Annotated in this window: 22 protein-coding genes; 5 read left to right on the top strand and 17 right to left on the bottom strand. The window is 63.4% G+C overall.

Annotated elements, in window-relative coordinates; all coding sequences use genetic code 11:
* Positions 1-24: 24 nt before the first annotated feature.
* From kduD to uxaC, 7 genes are all read right to left on the bottom strand, one after another.
* On the bottom strand, positions 25-792 hold the full coding sequence (kduD, locus tag NKH23_RS04195) for a 2-dehydro-3-deoxy-D-gluconate 5-dehydrogenase KduD (RefSeq protein WP_352909782.1): 768 nt from the start codon (positions 790-792) through the stop codon (positions 25-27).
* On the bottom strand, positions 789-1,646 hold the full coding sequence (gene kduI, locus NKH23_RS04190) for a 5-dehydro-4-deoxy-D-glucuronate isomerase (protein ID WP_352909780.1): 858 nt from the start codon (positions 1,644-1,646) through the stop codon (positions 789-791). Before kduI ends, kduD begins: the two co-directional genes overlap by 4 nt.
* 28 nt (positions 1,647-1,674) lie before the next feature.
* Positions 1,675-2,451 (bottom strand): FadR/GntR family transcriptional regulator, encoded by a 777-nt coding sequence (locus NKH23_RS04185; protein WP_352909777.1) that lies wholly within the window; start codon positions 2,449-2,451, stop codon positions 1,675-1,677.
* A 10-nt stretch (positions 2,452-2,461) separates the two neighbouring features.
* On the bottom strand, positions 2,462-3,742 hold the full coding sequence (locus tag NKH23_RS04180) for a TRAP transporter large permease (protein WP_292656436.1): 1,281 nt from the start codon (positions 3,740-3,742) through the stop codon (positions 2,462-2,464).
* Positions 3,743-3,747: 5 nt separating this feature from the next.
* A complete protein-coding gene (locus NKH23_RS04175; RefSeq protein WP_023719697.1) occupies positions 3,748-4,275 on the bottom strand; it encodes a TRAP transporter small permease in 528 nt (175 codons plus the stop codon).
* Between the two features lie 103 nt (positions 4,276-4,378).
* Positions 4,379-5,356 carry a TRAP transporter substrate-binding protein gene (locus tag NKH23_RS04170; RefSeq protein ID WP_352909774.1) on the bottom strand — a complete coding sequence of 326 codons (978 nt, stop codon included), beginning with the start codon at positions 5,354-5,356 and terminating at the stop codon, positions 4,379-4,381.
* Between the two features lie 37 nt (positions 5,357-5,393).
* The gene (uxaC, locus tag NKH23_RS04165; protein WP_352721853.1) at positions 5,394-6,803 is read right to left on the bottom strand and encodes a glucuronate isomerase; all 1,410 of its coding nucleotides are present in this window, start codon (positions 6,801-6,803) and stop codon (positions 5,394-5,396) included.
* Between the two features lie 176 nt (positions 6,804-6,979).
* On the opposite strand from uxaC, the gene NKH23_RS04160 reads away from it, so the two are divergent.
* On the top strand, positions 6,980-8,458 hold the full coding sequence (locus tag NKH23_RS04160; RefSeq protein ID WP_352909771.1) for a mannitol dehydrogenase family protein: 1,479 nt from the start codon (positions 6,980-6,982) through the stop codon (positions 8,456-8,458).
* A complete protein-coding gene (uxuA, locus tag NKH23_RS04155; protein WP_352721849.1) occupies positions 8,455-9,633 on the top strand; it encodes a mannonate dehydratase in 1,179 nt (392 codons plus the stop codon). The genes NKH23_RS04160 and uxuA overlap by 4 nt, the downstream gene beginning before the upstream one ends.
* A 2-nt stretch (positions 9,634-9,635) precedes the next feature.
* Here uxuA and lepB read toward each other — a convergent pair whose 3' ends face one another.
* From lepB to NKH23_RS04120, 7 genes are all read right to left on the bottom strand, one after another.
* Complete coding sequence (lepB, locus tag NKH23_RS04150; RefSeq protein WP_352721879.1) at positions 9,636-10,379, bottom strand: signal peptidase I; 744 nt, start codon at positions 10,377-10,379, stop codon at positions 9,636-9,638.
* Between the two features lie 323 nt (positions 10,380-10,702).
* A complete protein-coding gene (locus NKH23_RS04145) occupies positions 10,703-11,110 on the bottom strand; it encodes a F0F1 ATP synthase subunit epsilon (protein WP_352648928.1) in 408 nt (135 codons plus the stop codon).
* A gap of 119 nt (positions 11,111-11,229) precedes the next feature.
* Positions 11,230-12,795 carry a F0F1 ATP synthase subunit beta gene (gene atpD / locus NKH23_RS04140; RefSeq protein WP_352718290.1) on the bottom strand — a complete coding sequence of 522 codons (1,566 nt, stop codon included), beginning with the start codon at positions 12,793-12,795 and terminating at the stop codon, positions 11,230-11,232.
* 67 nt (positions 12,796-12,862) lie between these two features.
* Complete coding sequence (locus NKH23_RS04135; protein WP_352909767.1) at positions 12,863-13,747, bottom strand: F0F1 ATP synthase subunit gamma; 885 nt, start codon at positions 13,745-13,747, stop codon at positions 12,863-12,865.
* Between the two features lie 28 nt (positions 13,748-13,775).
* Entirely contained in the window at positions 13,776-15,305 is a 1,530-nt protein-coding gene (atpA, locus tag NKH23_RS04130; RefSeq protein ID WP_352489181.1) for a F0F1 ATP synthase subunit alpha, read from the bottom strand.
* A complete protein-coding gene (locus NKH23_RS04125; RefSeq protein WP_352465625.1) occupies positions 15,305-15,865 on the bottom strand; it encodes a F0F1 ATP synthase subunit delta in 561 nt (186 codons plus the stop codon). Before NKH23_RS04125 ends, atpA begins: the two co-directional genes overlap by 1 nt.
* Positions 15,866-16,112: 247 nt before the next feature.
* The gene (locus NKH23_RS04120) at positions 16,113-16,508 is read right to left on the bottom strand and encodes an AGROH133_08824 family phage infection protein (protein ID WP_352569521.1); all 396 of its coding nucleotides are present in this window, start codon (positions 16,506-16,508) and stop codon (positions 16,113-16,115) included.
* Between the two features lie 214 nt (positions 16,509-16,722).
* Between NKH23_RS04120 and NKH23_RS04115 the strand changes: the two genes are divergently transcribed.
* Together NKH23_RS04115 and NKH23_RS04110 are read left to right on the top strand one after the other, a co-directional pair.
* Complete coding sequence (locus NKH23_RS04115) at positions 16,723-16,968, top strand: type II toxin-antitoxin system Phd/YefM family antitoxin (RefSeq protein WP_352909762.1); 246 nt, start codon at positions 16,723-16,725, stop codon at positions 16,966-16,968.
* Positions 16,965-17,420 carry a type II toxin-antitoxin system VapC family toxin gene (locus tag NKH23_RS04110; RefSeq protein ID WP_352909760.1) on the top strand — a complete coding sequence of 152 codons (456 nt, stop codon included), beginning with the start codon at positions 16,965-16,967 and terminating at the stop codon, positions 17,418-17,420. The genes NKH23_RS04115 and NKH23_RS04110 overlap by 4 nt, the downstream gene beginning before the upstream one ends.
* A 9-nt stretch (positions 17,421-17,429) precedes the next feature.
* Here NKH23_RS04110 and NKH23_RS04105 read toward each other — a convergent pair whose 3' ends face one another.
* A complete protein-coding gene (locus NKH23_RS04105) occupies positions 17,430-19,613 on the bottom strand; it encodes a primosomal protein N' (protein WP_352909757.1) in 2,184 nt (727 codons plus the stop codon).
* 90 nt (positions 19,614-19,703) lie between these two features.
* Here NKH23_RS04105 and fsa point away from each other — a divergent pair, with 90 nt between their 5' ends.
* Complete coding sequence (gene fsa, locus NKH23_RS04100) at positions 19,704-20,357, top strand: fructose-6-phosphate aldolase (RefSeq protein ID WP_352465621.1); 654 nt, start codon at positions 19,704-19,706, stop codon at positions 20,355-20,357.
* 157 nt (positions 20,358-20,514) lie between these two features.
* Here fsa and NKH23_RS04095 read toward each other — a convergent pair whose 3' ends face one another.
* Both NKH23_RS04095 and leuS read right to left on the bottom strand, forming a co-directional pair.
* Positions 20,515-21,096, bottom strand: coding sequence for an LPS assembly lipoprotein LptE (locus NKH23_RS04095; protein ID WP_352909754.1), 582 nt, complete (start codon positions 21,094-21,096; stop codon positions 20,515-20,517).
* Complete coding sequence (gene leuS, locus NKH23_RS04090; protein WP_352978941.1) at positions 21,083-23,707, bottom strand: leucine--tRNA ligase; 2,625 nt, start codon at positions 23,705-23,707, stop codon at positions 21,083-21,085. Before leuS ends, NKH23_RS04095 begins: the two co-directional genes overlap by 14 nt.
* Positions 23,708-23,795 lie beyond the last annotated feature (88 nt).

Genomic DNA, 23,795 nt, shown 5'->3' with positions numbered 1-23,795 from the left:
CGCCAAACTCTTATCATTTGCTGCTTATCGCGCCAGCCAGCCGCCATCCACCGGCACCACCGCGCCATGCATGTAGTTCGACGCCGGCGCCAGCAGGAATACGGCTGCGTCGCCGATGTCTTCCGGCGCACCCCAGCGTCCGGCCGGAATACGCGCCAGGATCGAAGCGCTGCGGTCGGGATCGGCGCGCAGCGCCTCGGTGTTGTTGGTCTCGATATAACCGGGCGCAATACCGTTGACGTTGATGCCCTTTGCCGCCCACTCGCAGGCAAGCAGCCGGGTGATGCCGAGCACGCCATGTTTGGAGGCGGTGTAGGAGGCAACGCGGATGCCGCCCTGGAAACTCAGTACCGAGGCGATGTTGACGATCTTGCCGCGCCGTTCCGGATCGGCAAGCACGCGCCTGGCAAAACTCTGGCTGAGGAAGAATACCGTCTTGAGATTGACGTCGATGACGTCGTCCCAGTCGGCTTCGGTGAGGTCGACCGCATCGGCACGCCGGATGATGCCGGCATTGTTGACCAGGCCGTCGAGCGGCCCCGTATCGTCCCAGACGCGGTCAAGCATCGCTTGGGCGGCTGCATCATCGCCAAGATCGCAGCGGACCGCCTCGAAGCGGCCGCCGGCCGCCGCAATCTTCTCCGCCGTCTCGTCCATCGCCGAGCGGCCGACGCCGACGACCGCGCCGCCGGCGCGCGCGATCGACACGGCGATGCCCTGGCCGATGCCGGTATTGGCGCCGGTGACGAGGATACGCTTGCCAGCAAGGCTGAAGGCCGAGAGGTCGCTCACTTGAGCTCCTCCATCGTTACTAGGTCGACGTCGGTATAATCGACATTGTCGCCGGCCATCGCCCAGATGAAGGCGTAGTTCGAGGTGCCGGCGCCCGAATGGATCGACCATCCCGGCGACAGCACCGCCTCCTCGTTGCGCATGACGAGATGGCGCGTTTCGTCCGGTTCGCCCATGAAGTGAAACACCCGCGCCGCCTCCGGCAGGTCAAAATAGAGATAGGCCTCCATGCGCCGGTCATGCACATGGCATGGCATGGTGTTCCAGACCGAACCGGAGGCAAGCTGGGTCATGCCGACGACAAGCTGACAAGTCTTTACGCCGTCGGCATGGATGAACTGGAAGATCGAGCGCTCGTTGGAGGTTGCGTGGCTGCCGAGATCGAGCCGCTTGGCATCGCCGATGCGGATCAGCCGGTTGGGATGGCTCTGATGCGCCGGCGCGCTGAGCAGGTAGAATTTAGCCGGCTCATCCGGATCGGTCGCAGCGAACGATACCTCATCCGTGCCCATGCCGAAATAGAGCATGTCGCGCGCCTGCAGCTCGTAGGATTGACCGCCGGCTGTCACGATGCCCGCGCCGCCGATGTTGACGATGATCATCTCACGGCGGTCGAGAAAATTCTTGGTCCCGGTCGGCTTGATCGCCTGCAGCGGCAGCGGTGTGCCGGCGGGCATGGCGCCGCCGACGATCATGCGGTCGTAATGGGTGTAGGTCAGGCTGATGCGGCCGGGCTGGAACAAGTCCTCGATCAGGAAATTGTGACGCAGTTCGTCCGTTCCCATAGCTGCGGCAGAAACAGGATCGACGGCGAACCGGGAGGTGAAATCCGTATGATTGTCAGTGTGATTCATTGCTGTCCCATGGGGCTGCCTCAATTGCTTATTCAGTTGCCGCGGCCTTGACCGAGTCGGCATAAAAAACCTGGCGCGCGTGCAGGCGCTCGCGATAGCGCTGCTGGCTGGCACCGAGATGCGCGCGCATCGCCTCCCGGGCCGCCTCGGCATCGCCTGCCGAGATGGCATTGAGGATCACCAGATGCTCACGCTGCAGGCCGCGCTGATAGGCGTCCGATTGGGCGATCTCGGTCGACCAGGGCGAGGTCACATCGCAAGGGATGGCGCGGCGGCCGAGCACGTCGAGCATCTCGACATAGAATGGATTGTTGGTGGCGCTGGCGATTGCGCGGTGGAAGGCAAGGTCGGCCGGTCCTGTCGGCTCGCTGTTGAGGAGCAGCCGTTCGAATTCGAAGAAGGCTTCCTGGATCGCCGCTTCCTGCGCGGCGTTGCGGCGGATGGCAGCGAGCCCGGCGGATTCGATCTCGATCGCCAACCTGACTTCGAGCACGTTGAGGGCGATCGAATCCTTGCTGCCCATCTCTGCTGCCAGCGCACCGAACGCTGTCGAGATATGCTCGGTGACGAAGACGCCCGCGCCTTGGCGCGGTTCGACCAGGCCGTCCGCGGCAAGCTTGGCCAGCGCCTCGCGTATTACGGTGCGGCTAACCCCGAAGGTCTCGGTCAACTGACCCTCGGTCGGCAGCTTTTGCCCCGGCTGGATCTCGCCCGCCTGCAGCTGTTTGCGGATCGCCGCGACGACGACTTCCGAAAGCTTCGGTCTTCGTTCGACACGGAGGTCGACTGCGGTGTCCGAGGCCATGTCGCACCCCCTATTTGAAGACGCTCGGCAGCCATAGCGAAATGGCCGGAATGTAAGTGACGAGCGCAAGCACAACGAGACCTGCCGCATAGAACGGCCAGATCGAGCGCATCGATTCCCAGACGGATATCTTGCCCACTGCACACGCCACGAACTGCACTGCGCCCACCGGCGGCGTGTTCAGCCCGATGCCGAAATTGAGGATCATGATGACACCGAAATGCACCGGGTCGACGCCGTAGGCCTGCGCCACGGGCAGGAAGATCGGCGTGCAAATGATGATCGTCGGCCCCATGTCCATGAACGTGCCGAGGAACAGCATCAAGAGGTTGAGCAGGAGAAGCACGACCAGCGGATCGTCCGAGATCGCGTTCATGGAGGCGATGAGCGCTGCCGGCACTTTCAGGAAGGCCATCAGCCACGAGAACGCCGCCGCCATGCCGATGATGAGCAGCACCATGGCCGTGGTGCGCACGGCGCCATGGGTGGCATGAACGAACCCTTCCCAGGTCATCTGCCGGTAAACGAAGACGGTCACGAGCAACGCATAGATGACGGCGATACAGGAACTCTCGGTGGCGGTGAAGACGCCCGATCGCACGCCGCCGAAGATGATCGCGATCAGCAGCAGGCCGGGCACCGCAACGGCGAAAAGATGCGCGACGGCGGTGAAGCCCGGAAACGCCTCGGTCGGATAGCCGCGGGAGCGCGCCACGATATAGGCGGTGACCATCAGCGACAGGGCCAGTAGCAGGCCCGGGATGATACCGGCCGTGAACAGATCGGCGATGGAGATCTTTCCGCCTGCCGAGATCGAGTAGATGATCATGTTGTGCGACGGCGGCAGCAGCAGTGCGATCAGTGCCGCCATCGACGTGACGTTGACGGCGTAGTCCGCTCCATATCCACGCGCCTTCATCTGCGGGATCATCAGGCCGCCTACCGCCGCCGCCTCCGCAACGGCTGAGCCGGAGATGCCGCCGAACAGTGTAGCGGTCGCGATGTTGACCTGGCCGAGGCCGCCGCGCAAATGGCCGACGAGCGAGCCGGCGAAGGCAACGATCTTGCTGGCGATGCCGCCGCGCACCATCAAGTCGCCGGCATAGATGAAAAACGGAATGGCCAGCAGCGAAAAGACGCTCATGCCGGAATTCAGGCGCTGGAATACGATGAGCGGAGGCAGGCCCATATAGAGGACGGTGGCAAGGCTTGCGACGCCGAGGCAGAAAGCGATCGGCGTGCCGATAAGCATCAGCAGGGTGAAGACGCCGAAGAGAATCCACAGTTCCATGGGCGTCAGACCTTCACGTTGGCAGTGTCGAGTTCGGCTGCTACTTCGGCCGGCGGCAATTCATCGAGGGCATCGTCGATCGGCGCGCCGGAGAGGCGAAGCACGATGCGCTCCAGCGTGAAGAGCACGATGAGCGCGCCTCCGGCGACAAGCGGGACGTAATCCCAGCCCCCCGATATGCCGAGTGACGGCAAGACGGAGCCCCACGTCAATGCGACCAGCTGGCTGCCATACCAGATCATGCCGATGCCGAAGGCGAGCGCGACGAGGTCCGAAATCATCCGCAGCCAGCGCTTGCCGCCTTTCGGCAGCACGTAGAGCAGGACGTCGAAGCCAAGATGGTAGTTCTCGCGCACACCGACGGCCGCGCCGAGGAAAATGAACCAGCTCATCAGCATCACCGAGCCCGGCTCGGTCCAGCTCGGCGAGCGGTTCAGAACATAGCGGCCGAACACCTGCCAGGCGACGAAGGCGGTCATCAGCACCAGCCCGATGCCGGCGATCGACAGTGCCGCCGTGCTGACGCGCGACATCACTTGCGCGACGCCGGACAGGAGCGGTGTTGGTTTTGGGCTGGAAGTCACCGGTTTTCTCCCCAGGAGGATGGCGGCGCGGAATGTCCGCGCCGCCGCTTGATCACTGCACGGCCTTGATGGCTTCGACCATGGCCTTCAGCTTGTCGTCCTTGACGTGCTTGTCGTAGACTGGCCCCATCGCGTCGATGAAGGGCTGCTTGTCCGGCGTCGTGATCTGCGAACCGGCCGCCTCGACCTTGGCGCGCGATTCCTTGACCTTGGCGGTCCACAGCTCGCGCTGCTTGGCGACGCTTTCCTTGGCGGCCGCCTTGAAGATCGCCTGGTCTTCCGGCGTCAGCTTGTCCCAGCTCGACTTCGCCATGACGAAGGCTTCCGGCACCATCGTGTGCTCGTCGAGCGAATAGTACTTGGCGACTTCCGCGTGCTTGGCGGTGTCGTAGCTCGGAAAATTGTTCTCCGCGCCGTCGATGACCCCGGTCTCGATCGCCGAATACACCTCGCCATACGGCATCGGCGTCGCGTTGGCGCCGAGTGCCGCCACCATGTCGACGAAGATGTCGGACTGGATGACGCGGAACTTCATCCCGGCCATATCGGCGACGGTGTTGATCGGCTTCTTCGAATTGTAGAAGGAGCGCGAGCCGCCGTCGTAAAAGGCGAGCAGCACCAGCCCGACCTGGTCGAACGCCGCCGCGATCTGGTCGCCGATCGCCCCGTCCATGACCTTGTGCATATGCTCTTCAGAACGGAAGATGTAGGGCAGCGAGGGCACGGTGGTCTCCGGGATGAGCCCGTTGAACGGCGCCATCGAGACGCGGTTGAGATCGATCACGCCGGTGCGCACCTGCTCGATCGTGTCCTTTTCCTCGCCGAGTTGCGCGGAAGGATAGATCTCGACCACATAGCGGCCGGCCGTGCGCTCTTTCACGAGCTCGCCGAAATATTTGACCGCCTCGACCGTCGGATAGCCGTCCGGGTGTGTGTCGGACGAGCGCAGAACCGTCTGGGCGCTTGCCGTTCCGGCCAGCAGTGCGGCGGCAAGTAGCGTAGCTCCCGCCAGTCTTGAAAAATGCAGCATTGGTTTCCTCCCGTTTGAACGATGGCGGCAAGCGCCGTTAGAGCCGGTACGCCTTTTTCGCGAGCGTATAGGCAAGTTCCTGCGCCAGCTCGTGCGCCTCGTCTTCGCCGAGTCGATGCTCGGCGACGAGACGCGCCAGATATGCGCAATCGACCCGGCGCGCCACATCATGGCGGGCCGGTATGGATGGAAAGGCGCGGGTGTCGTCGTTGAAACCGACGGTGTTGTAGAAACCGGCCGTTTCGGTGGTCATCTCACGGAACCGGCGCATCCCTTCGGGGCTGTCGTGGAACCACCAGGCCGGCCCGAGCTTCAATGCCGGGTAGACGCCGGCGAGCGGCGCTAGCTCGCGCGCATAGCTGGTCTCGTCGAGGGTGAAGAGGATGATGGTGAGGTCGCGCTCCAGCCCGACACAGTCGAGCAGTGGCTTCAGCGCCGTCACATAATCGGTCCGCGTCGGAATATCGAAGCCTTTGTCCCTGCCGAACTTTTGAAAGATAGCCGGCGAATGATTGCGCCAGGAGCCGGGATGGATCTGCAGGACCAGCCCGTCGTCGCGGCTCATCTTGGCCATCTCGGTCAGCATCTGGGCGCGAAACAGTTTTCGCTCCCGCTCGTCGTCCGAGCCACGGCGGATGCGGTTGAACAACTCCTCGGCGGCGGCATCCGAGAGATTGGCGGTTTCGGCCGTCGGATGGCCGTGATCGGAGGAAGTCGCACCAAAGCTCTTGAAGAAGGCGCGCCGCTGACGGTGCGCCTCGAGATAGCCGGTCCAATTGCCGGTATCGCACCCGGTTATCTCGCCAAGCCGGTCGAGATTGGCCGAGAACCCTTCGAAATCGGGATCGACGACCGCGTCCGGCCGATAGGCGGTGACGACGCGGCCCTCCCAGCCGCTGTCGCGGATCATCTGGTGCCATCTGAGATCGTCGAGCGCACCTTCGGTCGTCGCGATGACCTCAATGTTGAAGCGCTCGAACAGCGCTCGGGGGCGAAAATTCTCCCACTGCAGCAAGGTCGAGATCGTGTCGTAATGACGGTCGGCGGTTGCGGCCGTCAGCGGCTCTTCGATGCCGAACAGATGGGCAAGAATATGGTCGAACCACAGCCTGGTCGGCGTGCCGCGGAACAGGTAATAATGCTCGGCGAAGCGCCGCCAGATCGTCCTGCCGTCGGTCTCCACCGGCGAGCTATCAAGCGTCGGTACGCCAAGCTCCTCAAGGCGAACGCCCTGGCTGAACAGCATGCGGAAAATGTAGTGGTCCGGCACGATCAGCAATTGCGCCGGATCCGGAAACGCCTCGTTGAGCGCATACCAGCGCGGGTCGGTGTGGCCGTGCGGGCTGACGATCGGCAGGTCCTTGACCGCGGCATAGAGATCGCGGGCCAGCGAAAGCGGGCGCGCCTCGGCGGGAAACAGCAAATCCGGATCCGTCAATGCGGCCACGTAAATCCTCCCAATCCGGACATCGGTAGGGTTGGAAAGAAATAATGTCAACATACAAAAACTGGGTTGTTGTATGATGACTTTTCGTCGGTCATTGCCCATTGTGCATGACGGCATCGGGTGTTACGCCGCCTGCCAGCAGCGACCCAACAATCTCGTCAGACACGCGTGGCGCAATGACCAATAGACGCCTTTCCAACAGCACGCTGAAGGCACTGCCGGCTTCGGTCGCGGTTCCGCGTTATGCCCGCAGCGGCATCGCACCGGGCATCGTCCATCTCGGCGTCGGCGCGTTCCATCGCGCCCACCAGGCGGCCTATGTCGATGACTGCCTGGCGGCGGGAGAGGCGGACTGGGGCATTGTCGGCGTGTCCTTGCGCAGTCCAGACACGCGCGACGCACTAGCGCCGCAGGATGGCCTCTACACGCTGGCGATCAGGAGCAGCATGGGCGAAGAGCTGCGCGTCGTCGGTTCGATCCTGACGCTGCTGGTGGCGCCGGAAGATCCGGCTGCCGTGCTCGCCGCCCTGACCGATCAGCGCACCCGCATCGTCACGCTCACGATCACCGAAAAGGCTTATCTGAGAGCAGCCGGCGGCGGTCTGGACAGCACCCATCCGGACATCGCCCATGATTTGGCTAACCCACAAATGCCACGGACGGCGCATGGTTTCCTGACCGAAGCGCTGTCGCGCCGCCGTGCCGCCGGCATCCAGCCTTTCACCGTGCTCTGCTGCGACAACCTTCCGGCCAATGGCGCCACCCTGCACCGCCTGCTGGTCGAATTCGCAGCACTGCGCGATCCGAGCCTCGCGGGGCACATCGCCGACGGCGTCGCCTTTCCGTCGAGCATGGTCGACCGAATCGTACCGGCGACCACCGATGCCGACCGGGCGCGTATCGCCGTCGAGCTCGGCGTCGAGGATGCCTGGCCGGTGATGACCGAGCCGTTCTGCCAATGGGTGGTCGAAGACGATTTCCCGGCTGGCAGGCCGGCCTGGGAAAAGTTCGGCGTCACCATGGTCGGCGACGTCGGGCCCTTCGAGGACATGAAGCTGCGGCTGCTCAACGGCTCGCATTCCGCAATCGCCTATCTAGGCCTGCTCAGCGGCTACGACACGGTCGACCGCGCCTTCGCCGATCCGGCGATCCGGCAATTCGTCGACGGGCTATGGGCCGAGGCCATCCCGACGCTGCCGCAGGACGCCGGGCTCGATACGGCCGGCTACACGGCCCAGCTCGCCGAACGCTACTCGAACACCGCGCTCGCCCATCGCACGGCGCAGATCGCCAATGACGGCAGCCAGAAGCTACCGCAGCGCATCGTCGCCTCGGCCCTCGAGCGGCTGGGTGCCGGTGACCCGCCCGCCCATCTCATGGCGGTAGTGGCCGCCTGGATCGCCGCTTGCGAAGCGCGCGGCAAAACCTTGCCGGAAGCCCATTTCACCGACCCGATCGACACTCGGCTTACGGAGCTCGGCAGCCGGCCGGCTGTCGAAACGGTGACGGCGATGTTCGATCTCGCCGGCTTCGCCAAGGACCATTCACATCGCATGACACTGATCGATCTGACGGCAGCCCATCTCGAGCGCCTGCGGCGGGGCGGGCCTGCCGCCGCCTTCGCGGCGCTTGGCATAGGGAGTGAGAAGCCATGAGACAGACCTGGCGCTGGTTCGGGCCCGACGATCCGGTGACGCTCGCCCATGTCCATCAGGCCGGCGCCGTTGGCATCGTCAGCGCGCTGCATCACCTCAATGACGGCCGCGCCTGGCCGGCGGACGAGATCGCCAGGCGCAAAGCCGAGATCGAGGCAGCAGGCCTGACCTGGGACGTGGTCGAGAGCATCGTCGTCCATGAGGACATCAAGACCCGCAGCGGCGACTGGCGGACCCTGATCGACAATTACAAGGCCTCGATCCGCGCCGTCGCCGCCGCCGGCATCAACACCGTCTGCTATAATTTCATGGCGATCACCGACTGGACGCGAACCGACCTCGATTATCCGATGCCGCATGGCGGCACGGCGCTGCGCTTCGATGTCGTCGAGCTCTGCGCCTATGACGTCTTCATCCTCGAGCGAGAAGGGGCGGAGGCCGATCACCCGCCGGCCCGCGTCGAGGCCGCGCGGGCGCGGCTGCAAGGGATGAGCGAAAGTGACAAGGCAAGGCTGGAGCGCAACCTGATCGGCTGGGTGCCGGCGCGCGAATTCATCTTCGACCGGGCAAGCTTCCGCCGCGCCCTCGACCTCTACAAGGACGTCTCCACCGAAGGCCTGCGCGAAAACCTGTTTGCCTTCCTGCGCGAGATCGTGCCGGTGGCCGAAGAGGCCGGCGTCAGGATAGCGATCCACCCCGACGATCCGCCCTTTTCGTTGTTCGGCCTGCCGCGCATCGTTTCCAGCGCCAATGATGCCCGCGCGCTGCTCGACGCTATCGCTTCGCCGGCTAACGGGTTGACGCTGTGCACCGGCTCCTATGGCGCGGGCGCGCAGAACGATCTGCCGGCAATGGCGAAGGCTTTCGCCGAGAACATCCATTTCGCCCATCTGCGCAATGTCACCAAGGAGCCGGACGGCTCCTTCCACGAAGCCGAGCACCTCGACGGCGACACCGACATGGTGGCGGTCGTGTCGGCGCTGATTGGCGAAGAGCGGCGGCGCAAGGCGGCAGGCAGGGCGGACTGGCAGATTCCGATGCGTCCGGACCATGGCCATGCCATTGTCGACGACATCGGCAAGAAGGTGAACCCCGGCTATTCCTGCATCGGCCGCCTGAAGGGCCTCGCCGAACTGCGCGGCGTCATGCGCGCAGTAGAAATGCTGACGAGCTGAGGCTATCTGCTCGCCTGGCCGTTCAGCGTCTGTCGAGATGAATAATCGGTGCCCTTGGAATTCCAGAACAACCGCACAGCCTTGCCGACCAGATTTTCATAGGGAACAAACCCGACACTGAACCGGCTGTCGGAGGCATTGTCGCGATTGTCACCAAGCACGAAGTAGTGGCCTTCGGGCACCTCAAACACGCGCGTATTGTCACCAATCGAGTTGTCGGTAAGGTCGAGGACGGAATGGGTGACGCCCCCCGGCAGAGTTTCGCGTTGAAGTTTGGCTTTCGAGAACTCTTCGGACGAAAAAGTGCCGATATCGTCGAGTCCCACCGCGACATCGTTGATGTGAAGCACCCCGTCGATGATCTGGATCCTTTCGCCCGGAAAGCCGACGATCCGCTGGATGTAGTCCACGCTCGGATCGGGCGGGAACTTGAAGACAACCACATCTCCCCTTTTGGGTTCCGCGCCGAACAGCCGCCCGTCAAATGAAAGAACGTTGAAGGGCACGCTGTAGCGACTGTAACCGTATGCGGATTTGGAAACGAAGAGATAGTCGCCCTCCTGCAACGTCGGCACCATGCTGCCGGAGGGAATCGAAAACGGCTGGAATAGGAACGCGCGCGTGGCAAATGCGGCCGGATACGTGGTCAGAAAGACGAGCACCAGCACCCAAAGCCCGTGCGCATACCATCTGTCCGGCTTAAATCGGCGCGCGAACGGCACGACAAGCGCTGCCCACAGGATCATCAAGCCGATACTTGAAAGATCGGCCAGCCAGGCAAGATCGACGCCGGGTAACACCGGAAATCCGATATAGACAAGCGCGAAAACGACGGCGCCGATCACTAGCAGGCTGGCAACCGCCAGTTTGCCGCTGCCGATCCAGAGGAACCCGCCAAACGGGCCGCCAAAGGCCGACACCAGGGCCGTCGACCATCTGGATCGCGAGATAGTTTCTTGTTGCACTGCTTGTTCTGTCATCGGCCACCCCCACGCCAAGGCAGCCAGACTGTCCACCAAACAAAAAAGCGGGGCAAGCCCGCTTTTTCAGTCAGTCATTTGAGCGAACCTCAAGCCGGCAGGATGGCGCCTTCTAGCGTGGTGAGTTGGCTAAGGAACTGCTCGGCCTTGCTGCGGGTCTGGTCGTCCTTGGCGTCGGCGGCGTCTTCCCTCGCCTCCTGGATGCGGCGGGCAAGGTCGGCGCGATCGATGTCGCCGACGGCCACAGCCGATTCCGCCAGCAGCGTGCAACCGGCCGGAACGATGTCGGCAAAGCCGCCGAACACCACATAGCGCTCTTCCTTGCCTTGCGCGGTCTTCAGCGTAACGACGCCCGGCTTGATTGTGGTCATGACCGGCGCGTGATGCGCCATGACAGTCATTTCGCCCTCGGCGCCCGGAATGACGACGGATTCGACCTGCTCGGAAACCAAGAGGCGCTCCGGCGAGACCAGTTCGAATTTGAAAGCTTCAGGCATGATCAGTTTAGCGACTGGTGAATGGTGAATGGTGAATGGTCAGAAAGAATGACCTTCACTCAGCCCCGATTTCCTATCCGCTACTCCCCATTCACAAATTCACTATTGACCATTCACCATCAGGCCGCTTCGGCGGCCAGGCGCTGCGCCTTCTCGACCGCTTCCTCGATGCCGCCGACCATGTAGAAGGCGGCTTCCGGCAGATGGTCGTAGTCGCCGTTGCAAAGGCCCTTGAAGCCCTTGATGGTGTCGGCGAGGTCGACCAGCTTGCCCGGTGCGCCGGTGAACACTTCGGCGACGAAGAAGGGCTGCGACAGGAAGCGCTCGATCTTGCGGGCGCGGGCAACCGTCTGCTTGTCCTCTTCCGACAGCTCGTCCATGCCCAGGATGGCGATGATATCCTGCAGCGACTTGTAGCGCTGAAGGATCGACTGCACCTGGCGGGCGACCTGATAGTGCTCTTCGCCGACGACCATCGGGTCGAGCATGCGCGAAGTCGAATCGAGCGGATCGACCGCCGGATAGATGCCCTTCTCCGAAATCGCGCGGTTGAGCACGGTCGTCGCGTCGAGGTGGGCGAACGAGGTCGCCGGTGCCGGGTCGGTCAGGTCGTCGGCTGGCACATAGATCGCCTGCACCGAGGTGATCGAGCCCTTGGTCGTCGTGGTGATACGCTCCTGCAGGGCGCCCATGTCGGTGGCCAGCGTCGGCTGGTAGCCCACGGCCGAAGGAATGCGGCCGAGCAGCGCCGACACTTCCGAGCCCGCCTGCGTGAAGCGGAAGATGTTATCGACGAAGAACAGCACGTCCTGGCCCTGGTCGCGGAAGTATTCGGCAACCGTCAGGCCGGTCAGGCCGACGCGGGCGCGGGCGCCCGGCGGCTCGTTCATCTGGCCATAGACGAGCGCCGCCTTGGAGCCTTCGCCGCCGCCCTTCTTGTTGACGCCGGACTCGATGAACTCGTGATAGAGGTCGTTGCCTTCGCGGGTGCGCTCGCCGACGCCGGCGAACACCGAGAAGCCGCCATGCGCCTTGGCGACGTTGTTGATCAGTTCCTGGATCAGCACCGTCTTGCCGACGCCGGCGCCGCCGAACAGGCCGATCTTGCCGCCACGGGCATAGGGGGCCAGCAGGTCGAGCACCTTGATGCCGGTGACCAGGATCTGCGCTTCCGTCGACTGCTCGACATAGGTCGGCGCCGGCTGGTGGATCGAGCGCATTTCGATGCCGTTGACCGGGCCTGCCTCGTCGACCGGCTCGCCGATGACGTTGATGATGCGGCCGAGCATGCCCGGACCGACCGGCACGGTAATCGGTGCACCGGTATCATAGACATCCTGGCCGCGGACCAGACCTTCGGTCGAGTCCATGGCGATGCAGCGCACGGTGTTCTCACCCAGATGCTGGGCAACCTCGAGCACCAGGCGATTGCCGACATTGATCGTCTCAAGCGCGTTCAGGATCGCCGGCAGATGTTCGCCGAACTGGACGTCGACAACGGCGCCGATGACCTGGCGAACCTTGCCTGCCAGGCCGGTTTTCTTGATGGTAACGGCCGGCGTATTCACAGCGGCGGCCTTGGTTGCTGCCGCCTTCTTGGCCGGAGCGGCCTTTGCTGCCGCCGGAGCCTTCGCTGGTGCCGCGGCCTTAGGGGCTGCCGTCTTGGGGGTCGCTGCTTTCGCCATCGTCTTTACCCTTTTCGTCTCTTTGTTTCTCACACGCTTGAGGTCGATGACCTCCTTGTGAGCGTGCCTAGAGCGCCTCGGCGCCCGAAATGATTTCGATCAATTCCTTGGTGATCTGCGCCTGCCGCTGGCGGTTGTAGGTGATCGACAATTTGTTGATCATGTCGCCGGCGTTGCGCGTCGCATTGTCCATGGCGCTCATCTTGGCACCCATCTCGCCGGCAGCATTCTCGAGCAGCGCGCGAAAAACCTGCACGGAAATGTTGCGCGGGATGAGATCGGAGAGGATTTCGCCCGGCTCCGGCTCGTATTCGTAGACGGCGCTGCCGCCGTCCTTCACTTCTGCGGCAGCCGAAGGCGCGCCCGCCGGGACAATTTGCTGCGCCGTCGGGATCTGGCTGATCACCGACTTGAACTGCGAATAGAACAGCGTGCAGATGTCGAAGCCGCCTTCGTTGAACAGGTGGATCAACTTCTTGGCGATGGCGTCGGCATTGACGAAGCCCAGCGTCTTGACCTCGCGCAGGTCGACACGCTCGATGATCAGCGCCCCGTAGTCGCGGCGCAATATGTCGAATCCCTTCTTGCCGACGCAGATGATCTTGACCTGCTTGCCGTCGGCCAGAAGCTTGCGGATGTGGTCGCGGGCAAAACGGGCGATCTGCGAATTGAAGCCGCCGCACAAGCCGCGTTCGGCCGTGCAGACGACAAGCAGATGCACGTCGTCTTTGCCGGTGCCGGTCATCAGCGCCGGGGCGTCGCCGCCGCCACCGATCGCCTGGGTGATGTTGGCCAGCACCGCGCCCATGCGCTCCGAATAGGGACGCGCCGCTTCCGCCGCTTCCTGCGCGCGACGCAGCTTCGCCGCGGCGACCATCTGCATCGCCTTGGTGATCTTCTGCGTCGCCTTGACCGAGGCGATACGGTTACGAAGGTCTTTTAACGAAGGCATGCTTCAAACCTGATCCCGTCCGTCCTGCTCAAGCAAAGGTCTTGGCGAAGGCGTCAATCTCTGCCTTTAGCCTGGCGCGCAGATCGTCGGACAGCGCCTTCTCCTTGCGGATGCCGTCGAGCACGTCCTTGCCGGCCGAGCGCATATGCGACAACAGACCATGCTCGAACTTGCCGACCTGGTTGATCGCCAGCTTGTCGAGATAGCCGTTGACGCCGGCGAAGATCACCGCGACCTGCTCCTCGACCTTGAGCGGCGAGAATTGCGGCTGCTTCAACAGCTCGGTCAGGCGCGAGCCGCGGTTGAGCAGGCGTTGCGTGGCGGCATCGAGATCGGAGCCGAACTGCGCGAAAGCAGCCATTTCGCGGTACTGCGCGAGCTCGCCCTTGATCGACCCGGCAACCTGCTTCATCGCCTTGATCTGCGCCGAGGAGCCGACGCGCGACACCGACAGGCCGACATTGACCGCCGGACGGACGCCCTGGAAGAACAGATTGGTTTCCAGGAAGATCTGGCCGTCGGTGATCGAGATGACGTTGGTCGGGATGTAGGCCGAAACGTCGTTGGCCTGCGTCTCAATGATCGGCAGGGCCGTCAGAGACCCGCCGCCGTTTTCGTCATTGAGCTTGGCGGCGCGCTCGAGCAGGCGCGAGTGCAGGTAGAAAACGTCGCCGGGATAGGCTTCGCGGCCCGGCGGGCGGCGCAGCAGCAGCGACATCTGGCGGTAAGCGACGGCCTGCTTCGATAGATCGTCGTAGCTGATCAGCGCGTGCATGCCGTTGTCGCGGAAATATTCGCCCATGGTGCAGGCGGTGAACGGCGCCAGGAACTGCATTGGCGCCGGATCGGAGGCGGTCGCGGCGATGATGATCGAATAGTCGAGCGCGCCGCGCTCTTCCAGGACCTTGACGAACTGCGCCACCGTCGAGCGCTTCTGGCCGACGGCGACATAGACGCAGTACAGCTTTTCCTTCTCAGGGCCGTTGTCGTGCACCGATTTCTGGTTGAGCATGGTGTCGAGGATGATCGCGGTCTTGCCGGTCTGGCGGTCGCCGATGACCAGCTCGCGCTGACCGCGGCCGACCGGGATCAGCGCGTCGATGGCCTTGAGGCCGGTCGACATCGGCTCGTTCACCGATTTGCGCGGAATGATGCCGGGCGCCTTGACGTCGACGCGCTTGCGTTCGGTGGCCTGGATCGGGCCCTTGCCGTCGATCGGGTTGCCGAGCGCGTCGACGACGCGGCCGAGCAAGCCCATGCCGACGGGCGCATCGACGATGGCGCCGGTGCGCTTGACGGTGTCGCCTTCCTTGATGTCGCGGTCGGCGCCGAAGATGACGACGCCGACATTGTCGGCTTCGAGGTTGAGCGCCATGCCGCGGATGCCGCCGGGGAACTCGACCATCTCGCCGGCCTGGACATTGTCGAGGCCGTAGACGCGGGCGATACCGTCACCGACGGACAGCACCTGGCCGACTTCGGAGACCTCGGCCTCCTTGCCGAAATTCTTGATCTGGTCTTTCAGAATTGCGGAAATTTCCGCGGCGCGGATGTCCATCAGCCGACCTCTTTCAGTGCAAGCTTGAGCGAATTGAGTTTGGTTTTGAGCGACGTATCGATCTGGCGCGAGCCGATCTTGACCACCAGTCCGCCGAGCAGCGACGGATCGACGGTGACCGTGATCGCAACGTCCTTGCCGGCGACGCTTTTCAGCGCTGCTTTCAGCTCGGTTTCCTGGGCAGGCGTCAGCGCATGCGCCGAGGTGACCTCGGCGGCAGTCTCGCCACGGTGTTCGGCGGCGATCTGGCGGAACGCCTTGATCATGCCGGGCACGGCAAACAGCCGGCGATTCTGGGCAACGACGCGCAGGAAATTGCCGGTGAGGCCGGTTATCCCCGCTTTGTCGGCGATCGCGGCGATCGCCTTGGCCTGGTCCTCGCTGGAGAAGACAGGGCTCCTGATCAGCCGCGAAAGGTCAGCGCTGCCTTCGAGCATCGTTTCGAACCTGTTGAGGTCGGCCTCGACGCTGGCGACCGAATTGGTCTGCAGCGCGAGTTCGAACAGCGAACCCGCATAGCGTTCTGCGACACCTGAGATTGGCGATGACGATTGGGCCACGGACCGTCTTTTCTCTTTGTCTGACAGGCCGCAGATTGTTGGCGCGAGCAAAAACTCTGGCTAAATCTTTGACCTTACTGCATTTTTCCAAGCACGGAGGCGGGGCTTCCGCTATCCCCGGTCGAAAGTCGATTGCCGTCTAGCACAGGCATTTTCAGACCGCAATGCGTCGTCCGGCATGGTTTTCAGGCACTATTGTCGCATCCGCTGGCCGAGTTCAGCAACCAACCCCGGATTGATCCCTGATTCAGGGCAAAAAGCCGAAGGCGAAGGCAAGCGGCAGCGCTGCCAGCACCAGCTCGACGACAATGGAAGCCCAGTTGAACGGCGTGTTGGCGCCGTCCGACATCATTGACAGCAGCCGGCCGAAGGCGGTGAAAAGCCAGGAGAAGCCGAGCGCCATGTAGAGCAGCGGCTGCGCCAGGAGGATGCAGCACAAGCTGACGCCGAGATAGAAGCCCGACATCCGGCCGCGCCCCTCGGCGATCGCCGCTGCCTTCTCCGGTCTGACCTGCAGCCGCAGGATCCGGAACGCCAGTCCTGGCGCCAGGAACAGCAGCAGGCCGAACAGCAGGGTCACCACGGCGCTCGACCATGCCAGCCACTCGCCCTGGCTCATCGGCCACGGAAACGCAAATTCCATCTTGTCCCCTCTTAAATGCATATTCAAAATTTCGGGCATTCTAGCGAAGCAACTGACATGCGCCAGATGGGCCGCCGGCAATTTGCAGGGCGCGTCAGCCCAACGCGAGCGCGACCGTTGTCTCGACCGGGCTAACAGGACGTTACACAACGGGCTGTTTTTTTCTGCACAATTCCTATATTGTGACTACATGAGACCACAAGAGGTTCCGCGCATGAAGACGATGCAACTACGAGAGGCAAAGGCCAGCCTTTCCGCGCTCGTGGAGGCTGCTGAGAACGGTGAGCCCACGGTTATCACCAAGCACGGCAAGCCCGCGGTCATGGTGGTGCCAATCGGTGAGGGACGGAAACTTTATCCGCAGAACAGCCAAAAAGACTTCGTGGATTTCCTGCTTCAGTATCCAGGCGGCATCGAGCTTGAGCGAAACGAAACGCCGTCGCGGGAAGTGGAGTTTTGACCGGCTATCTGCTTGATACGTCTTTTCTCTCGGCATTTGCACCTGGTCGGCCTCTGCTTCCGTCACACGTGCAGAACTGGGTTGCCGAACAAGGAGAACGCGGCTCTTGGCAGCTCTCATCGATCGTCATCTTGGAGTTGGAACGAGGAATCGCGAAACTGAAGCGGGCGGGCGGGCATATGAAGGCAGAGCGCATCAATGAGTGGTTCGAAAGGTTGCTTCTAGAGTTCAACCAGCGCATCCTTCCCATCGATTTAGCAATCGCGCGAGAAGCCGGAAAACTGGAAGACGCCACTATCGCCAGAGGCGCCAATCCGGGGCTGGCGGACGTTCTGATCGCAGCTACTGCCCGTTTGCACGGCCTGTCAGTTTTGACGGCCAACACCCGGCATTTTGCGATTCTCGACGTGCCTTACCTGAACCCATTCACCGAACGCGTCTCGAAAGGGTAATTCGACACCTTACAAAAAGCTTTGCGGGTCGATATCGACCTGGACCCGCACCGAACCCCTTATCTTCGGCCCCTCGGCCAGCATGGTGCGAATGAACCCTTGCATGTCGGCGCGCCGTTCGCCTTGGATCAGCAGGCGAAAGCGATGGCGGCCGCCGATCAATGACAGCGGCGCCTCGGCCGGGCCGAGCACGAACAGGTCGGTGGCTTGCGGCGCGGCGCGACGCAGGCCACGGGCGTGCCCTTCGGCTTCGGCCCGTGTCGCCGCGCTGACGATGACGCCGGCGAGCCTGCCGAAGGGCGGTAGCCCCGCCCGCTCGCGCTCGACGATCTCGCGCTCGTAGAAGGCCTCGGCATCGCCGGAGACGATCGCGCGCATCACCGGATGGTCCGGCTGGAAGGTCTGCAGCAGGCCGAGGCTCTTCTTGCCGGTGCGGCCGGCGCGGCCGGTCACCTGGCTGAGCAGTTGGAACGTGCGCTCGGCGGCGCGCGGATCGCCATTGGCAAGGCCGAGATCGGCATCGACCACACCGACCAGCGTCATGTTGGGGAAATTATGGCCCTTGGCGACGAGTTGCGTGCCGATGACGATGTCGGCCTCGCCATTGGCGATGGCTTCGAGCTCGAGCCGCAGCCGCCGCACGCCGCCCATCAGGTCGGACGACAGTACGATGGTGCGGGCATCGGGGAACTGCGCGACGACCTCCTCGGCGATGCGCTCGACGCCCGGCCCGCAGGCGACCAGATGGTCGAGCGTGCCGCATTCGGGGCAGGCCTCTGGCCGGCGTTCATTGTGCCCGCAGTGGTGGCAGACGAGCTGGCCGCGAAAGCGGTGCTCGACCAGCCAGGCCGAGCAGACCGGACAGCCAAAGCGGTGGCCGCAGACCCGGCAGAGCGTCAGCGGCGCATAGCCGCGCCGGTTGAGGAACAGCAGTGACTGTTCCTTTCTTTCCAGCGTCTGCCGCATATGGCCGAGCAGTACAGGCGACAGGAAGCCGCCGCGTGCCGGCGCCGCGCGGCGCATGTCGACCGTCTTGAGATCGGGAAGTGCCGCCTCGGCAAAGCGCCCCGAAAGCACCGCCCTGCTGTAGCGGCCCTGGCTGGCATTGACCCGGCTTTCGACTGACGGCGTCGCAGAGGCGAGCACGACCGGAAAGCCGCCGATATGGCCGCGCACCACGGCCATGTCGCGGGCGTTGTAAAAGACGCGATCCTCCTGCTTGTAGGCGGGATCGTGCTCTTCGTCGACGATGATCAGTCCAAGTTCCCTGAACGGCAGGAACAGCGCCGAACGTGCGCCGGCGACGACCCGCACGCCGCCTTCCGTTACTTGCCGCCAAACCTTTTCGCGCATCCTTGGCGGCAGGTCCGAGTGCCACTCCGCCGGCTTAGCGCCGAACCGCTCCTGGAAACGTTCGAGGAAGGCGTGGGTCAGCGCAATTTCCGGCAGCAGGATCAACACCTGCGTGCCACGGTCGAGCGCGGCCGCGACCGCCTCGAAATAGACCTCCGTCTTGCCGGATCCGGTCACACCGTCGAGCAGGGTGACACCGAATGTGCCGGCCGCGACATTGACGCGCAGCGTCTCGGCGGCATCGCTCTGGTCGGGCATCAGTGCCGGCACGGCGTAGCCGGGATCGGGTGCTGCGACCACCGGCCGCGGCGGGATCATCACCGTCTCGAATACGCCCTGCGCCCGCAGCCCGTCCACCACCGTCGACGACACGCCTGCCGCATGCGCCAGGCCGGACCGCGTCCAGGCAAGGCCGCCTTCGGCCGTTTCCAGCACGCGCGTCCTCGCCTCCGTCATCCGGTCGGGCTTGGCGAAGGTGCGCTGCAGCCCTTCGATCCACGGTTCCGGGTCGAACGCCTCCGGTGCCCTGAGCAGCATGCGCGCCACCATGCCGGGCGGCGACAGCGTGTATTGCGCCACCCAATCGACAAAACGCCGCATCGCGCGGTCGATCGGCGGGCAGTCGAAAACCTGCTCGATCGGTCGCAATTTCTTCGCGTCGACCTTTTCGACGGCGCCGTCCCAGACGATGCCGGCGACCTGGCGGGGCCCAAGCGGAACGCGCACGATCGAGCCCGGCACCACGCGCATGCCAGCCGGCACGGCATAGGTGTAGGGGCGCTCGGCGGGCATCGGCACCAGCACCGGTGCGGCCGCGACAAAGGGCGAATCTTCGATCATGAGGCGTGACCTTGCCCCGACTTTGGTCTAGATCAAAGTCCGACCCCAAATGTGCATGACGTGCACATGAAAAATCTTCAGGAGACCGCCATGAAATTTTTTGTCGACACCGCCGATGTCAAGGAAATCCGCGAGCTGAACGATTTGGGGCTGCTCGACGGCGTAACCACCAATCCGTCGCTTATCCTGAAATCCGGCGGCAAGATCGCCGACGTCACAAGAGAGATCTGCGAGATCGTCAAGGGCCCGGTCTCGGCCGAAGTCGTCGCCACCGAATACAAGGACATGATGGCGGAGGCCAAGATCCTGGCCAGAATCGCCGACAATGTCTGCATCAAGGTGCCGCTGACGCTCGACGGCCTGAGAGCCTGCAAGGACATCCGGTCGGACGGCCGCATGGTCAACGTCACGCTGTGCTTCTCGGCCACCCAGGCGCTGCTCGCCGCCAAGGCCGGCGCCTCCTTCATCTCGCCCTTCGTCGGCCGCATCGACGACAGCGGCTGGGACGGCATGGAGCTGATTGCCGATATCCGCACCATCTACGACAATTATGATTTCCAGACCGAGATCCTGACCGCTTCTGTGCGTACTGTGAACCATGTCAAGCAGGCGGCGCTGATCGGTGCCGATGTCATCACCGCCCCGCCAGCGACGCTCAAGGCGCTGGTCAAGCACCCGCTGACCGACAAGGGCCTGGAGCTGTTCCTCGCCGATTGGGCAAAGACTGGCCAGACGATCGGCTGAAGCGAAGGTCGGCGGCGGCCATAACGCCTTCGTCATTCCCGGGGCGAAGCGAACGCGAAGCGGAGCGCAGACCCTGGGATGACGAAGCGAAAGATGTTTCGGCCAATGTCGAAGGCTTGCCGCTGAAAGATTTATCGACGACCGCCGTGCCGAGGTTCTAACCCGCCACTGTTTTGCCGTGCTTGATCAGATCCTGGGCGATCGACAGCCGCAGCACATCTGCCAGTTCGCGCGCCGCACGGTTCTCGGCGTCGATCTGCGCCCGGTATGACGCGAATTCCTGGCGCGGCCTGTCGTACGACGACGGAATCGAGCGCTTGCCCCTCGCTATGACCGTGCCCGTCTTGGCATCGCTGAGCACATAGTTCGCGGTCAGCGTCACTGTGCCGGCGGTCGGCTCGTCCTCGTCGGTCGTGACCTGCTCGATTGCCGCCGATTCGACGAGTTCGGAGACGCCGAGATCAAGCGAATAGACCGGCGAAGCCGGCTCGCCGGCGCCCTGGCCGAGCGCGAAGATCAAATTGTTGCGGACCTGCTGGGCGTAGCGGGTCTTGACCGGCTTGACCGAGATCGATGCCAGTTCGGCAGCAGCGCCGACCTGCGAGCCGGCGACCAGCGGCGCGCTTGAATAGAGCGGCCGCACCGTGCAGGCGGAAACCAGCGCCACCGACGCGAGCAGCCCGCAAAGCACGACACGGCGCAGCGTCAGCTCCGCTTTTTTCGGATCAGGCAACAACATTGACGATCCTCTGCGGCACGATGATCACCTTGCGCGGCGCCTTACCTTCGAGCGCTTTCTGCACGAAGTCGAGGGCCAGAACCGCTTTTTCGACCGCACCTTGGTCCGCGTCGCGGGCAATTGTCAAATCGCCGCGCTTCTTGCCGTTGACCTGGACCGGCAGCACGATCTCGGCGTCGACGACAAGCGACGGATCGTAGTCCGGCCAGGGCCGTTCGGCGACAAGGTCGGTGCCGCCGAGCGTCTGCCAGCACTCTTCGGACAGATGCGGCATGACCGGCGCGATCAGGTGCACCAGGATCTCGACGGCCTCACGGCAGGCCGCTTGCAGCGCCGGACCGGCCTTGCCCTCTGCCGCCTCGTTGAGCGGCACGGTCAAGGCATTGGCGAGCTCGTAGATGCGCGCGATGGCGCGGTTGAAGGCGAGCTTTTCGATATCCTCGCCGACCGATTTCAGGATCTTGTGCGCCGCCTTGGACACTGTCCCAGCCTCGCCGTCCTTCGCCGCCTCTGGCCGAACTCCGGCGAGCGATTCGGCAGCCGTCGACACCAGGCGCCAGATGCGCTGGATGAAGCGGTGCGCGCCGGCGGCGCCCTCGTCGGTCCATTCGACATCGCGCTCGGGCGGCGAGTCCGACAGCATGAACCAGCGCGCCGTATCGGCGCCGTAGCCGTCGGTGATCTCTTCCGGGCTCACCGTATTCTTCTTCGACTTCGACATTTTTTCGAGCGGACCGATCACCGCCTCTTCGCCGGTGGCGATTTCGAAGGCGCGGCGCTTGCAGTCGGCGTCTTCCAGCCTGACCTCGCTTGGCGCAAGCCAGCGGCCGTTCGAGGCGCCACCGACCCGATAGGTCTCGTGCACCACCATGCCTTGCGTGAACAGGCCCCTGAACGGCTCGGCGAGATCGACATGGCCGGTCTCGCGCATGGCGCGGGTGAAAAAGCGCGAATAGAGCAAATGCAGGATCGCGTGCTCGATGCCGCCAATATACTGGTCGACCGGCAGCCATTCAGTCGCGGCCTTGGGATCGGTCGGATCGTTGGCCCAGGGCGCGGTGAAGCGCGCGAAATACCACGAAGAATCGACAAATGTGTCCATCGTGTCGGTTTCGCGCCGCGCATCCTTGCCGCAACGCGGGCATTTGACGTGCCGCCATGTCGGATGGCGATCGAGCGGATTGCCAGGCCGGTCGAACTCGATGTCATCCGGCAGCTTGACCGGCAGGTCGGCTTTCGGCACCGGCACCACGCCGCAATCCTCGCAATGGATCATCGGGATCGGGCAGCCCCAATAGCGCTGGCGCGAAATGCCCCAGTCGCGCAGGCGGAAATTCACCTTGCGCTCGGCCATCGGCCGGTTGCCGATGGTCTTCTGTTCGAGCAGCTTCGCCACCTCGTCGAATGCCTGATCCGGCTTCATGCCGTCGAGGAAGCGCGAATTGATCATCACGCCGTCGCCGACATAGGCCTCGTCGATGATCTGGAAGCTTCCTTGATTCTCGCCTTCCGGCATCACCACCGGAATGACCGGCAGGCCGTATTTGTTGGCGAAGTCGAGGTCGCGCTGGTCACCGGACGGGCAGCCGAAAATGGCACCGGTGCCGTAGTCCATCAGCACGAAATTGGCGACGTAGACGTGCAGCGTCCAGTTCTCGTCGAACGGATGGATGACGCGGATGCCGGTATCGAAACCCTTCTTCTCGGCCGTCTCCAATGCCGCCACCGAGGTGCCCATATGGCGGACCTCGTCGATGAACTTTGCCAGCGCCGGATTGTCTTCGGCGGCCTTTTTGGCTAGCGGATGGTCGGCCGCAATCGCCATGAAGGAGGCGCCGAAGATGGTGTCGGGCCTGGTCGTATAGACTTCGAGCTCATGCTCGCCGGCGACTGGCTTGGCCAGCGGCCAGCGGATCAGCAGGCCTTCCGAACGGCCGATCCAGTTCGCCTGCATCAGCTTCACTTTTTCCGGCCAGTCGTCGAGTTGATCGAGCGAATCCAGCAGATCCTGCGCGTAGTCGGAGATCTTGAAAAACCACTGCGTCAGCTCGCGCTGTTCCACCAGCGCGCCCGAGCGCCAGCCGCGACCGTCGATGACCTGCTCGTTGGCAAGCACCGTCATGTCCTCCGGATCCCAGTTGACCTTGGAGGATTTTCGCGTCACCAGCCCCTTCTCGACGAAATCGAGGAACAGCATCTGCTGGCGGTGGTAATAGTCGACATCGCAGGTGGCGAATTCTCGCGCCCAATCGAGCGACAGGCCCATGACCTTGAGCTGCTCGCGCATGGCGGCAATGTTCTGATAGGTCCAGTCCTTGGGGTGGACCTTGTTCTGCATCGCCGCGTTTTCGGCTGGCATGCCAAAGGCGTCCCAGCCCATCGGGTGCAGCACGTTGAAACCCTTGGCCCGCTTGTAACGTGCCACCACGTCGCCCATCGTATAGTTCCGGGTATGGCCGATATGGATGCGCCCCGACGGATAGGGGAACATCTCCAGCACGTAGTATTTCGGGCGCGGGTCGTCGTTGTCGGCTTCGAACAGCTTCTTGGCGTCCCAGGCCTTCTGCCATTTGGGCTCTGACGCGCGCGGATTGTATCGTTCGGTTGCCATCGGGTGTTTTTCACTTAAAAGCATGCACGAGCCGCCGGACAATGCCCGTGCGGCTCAAAATGTCGTCGCGGTGTTCACCATGGATTAC

Source organism: Mesorhizobium sp. M1328 (genome assembly GCF_040318075.1).
GTDB lineage: Bacteria > Pseudomonadota > Alphaproteobacteria > Rhizobiales > Rhizobiaceae > Mesorhizobium.
This window is presented reverse-complemented; position numbering and strand designations above follow the sequence as displayed.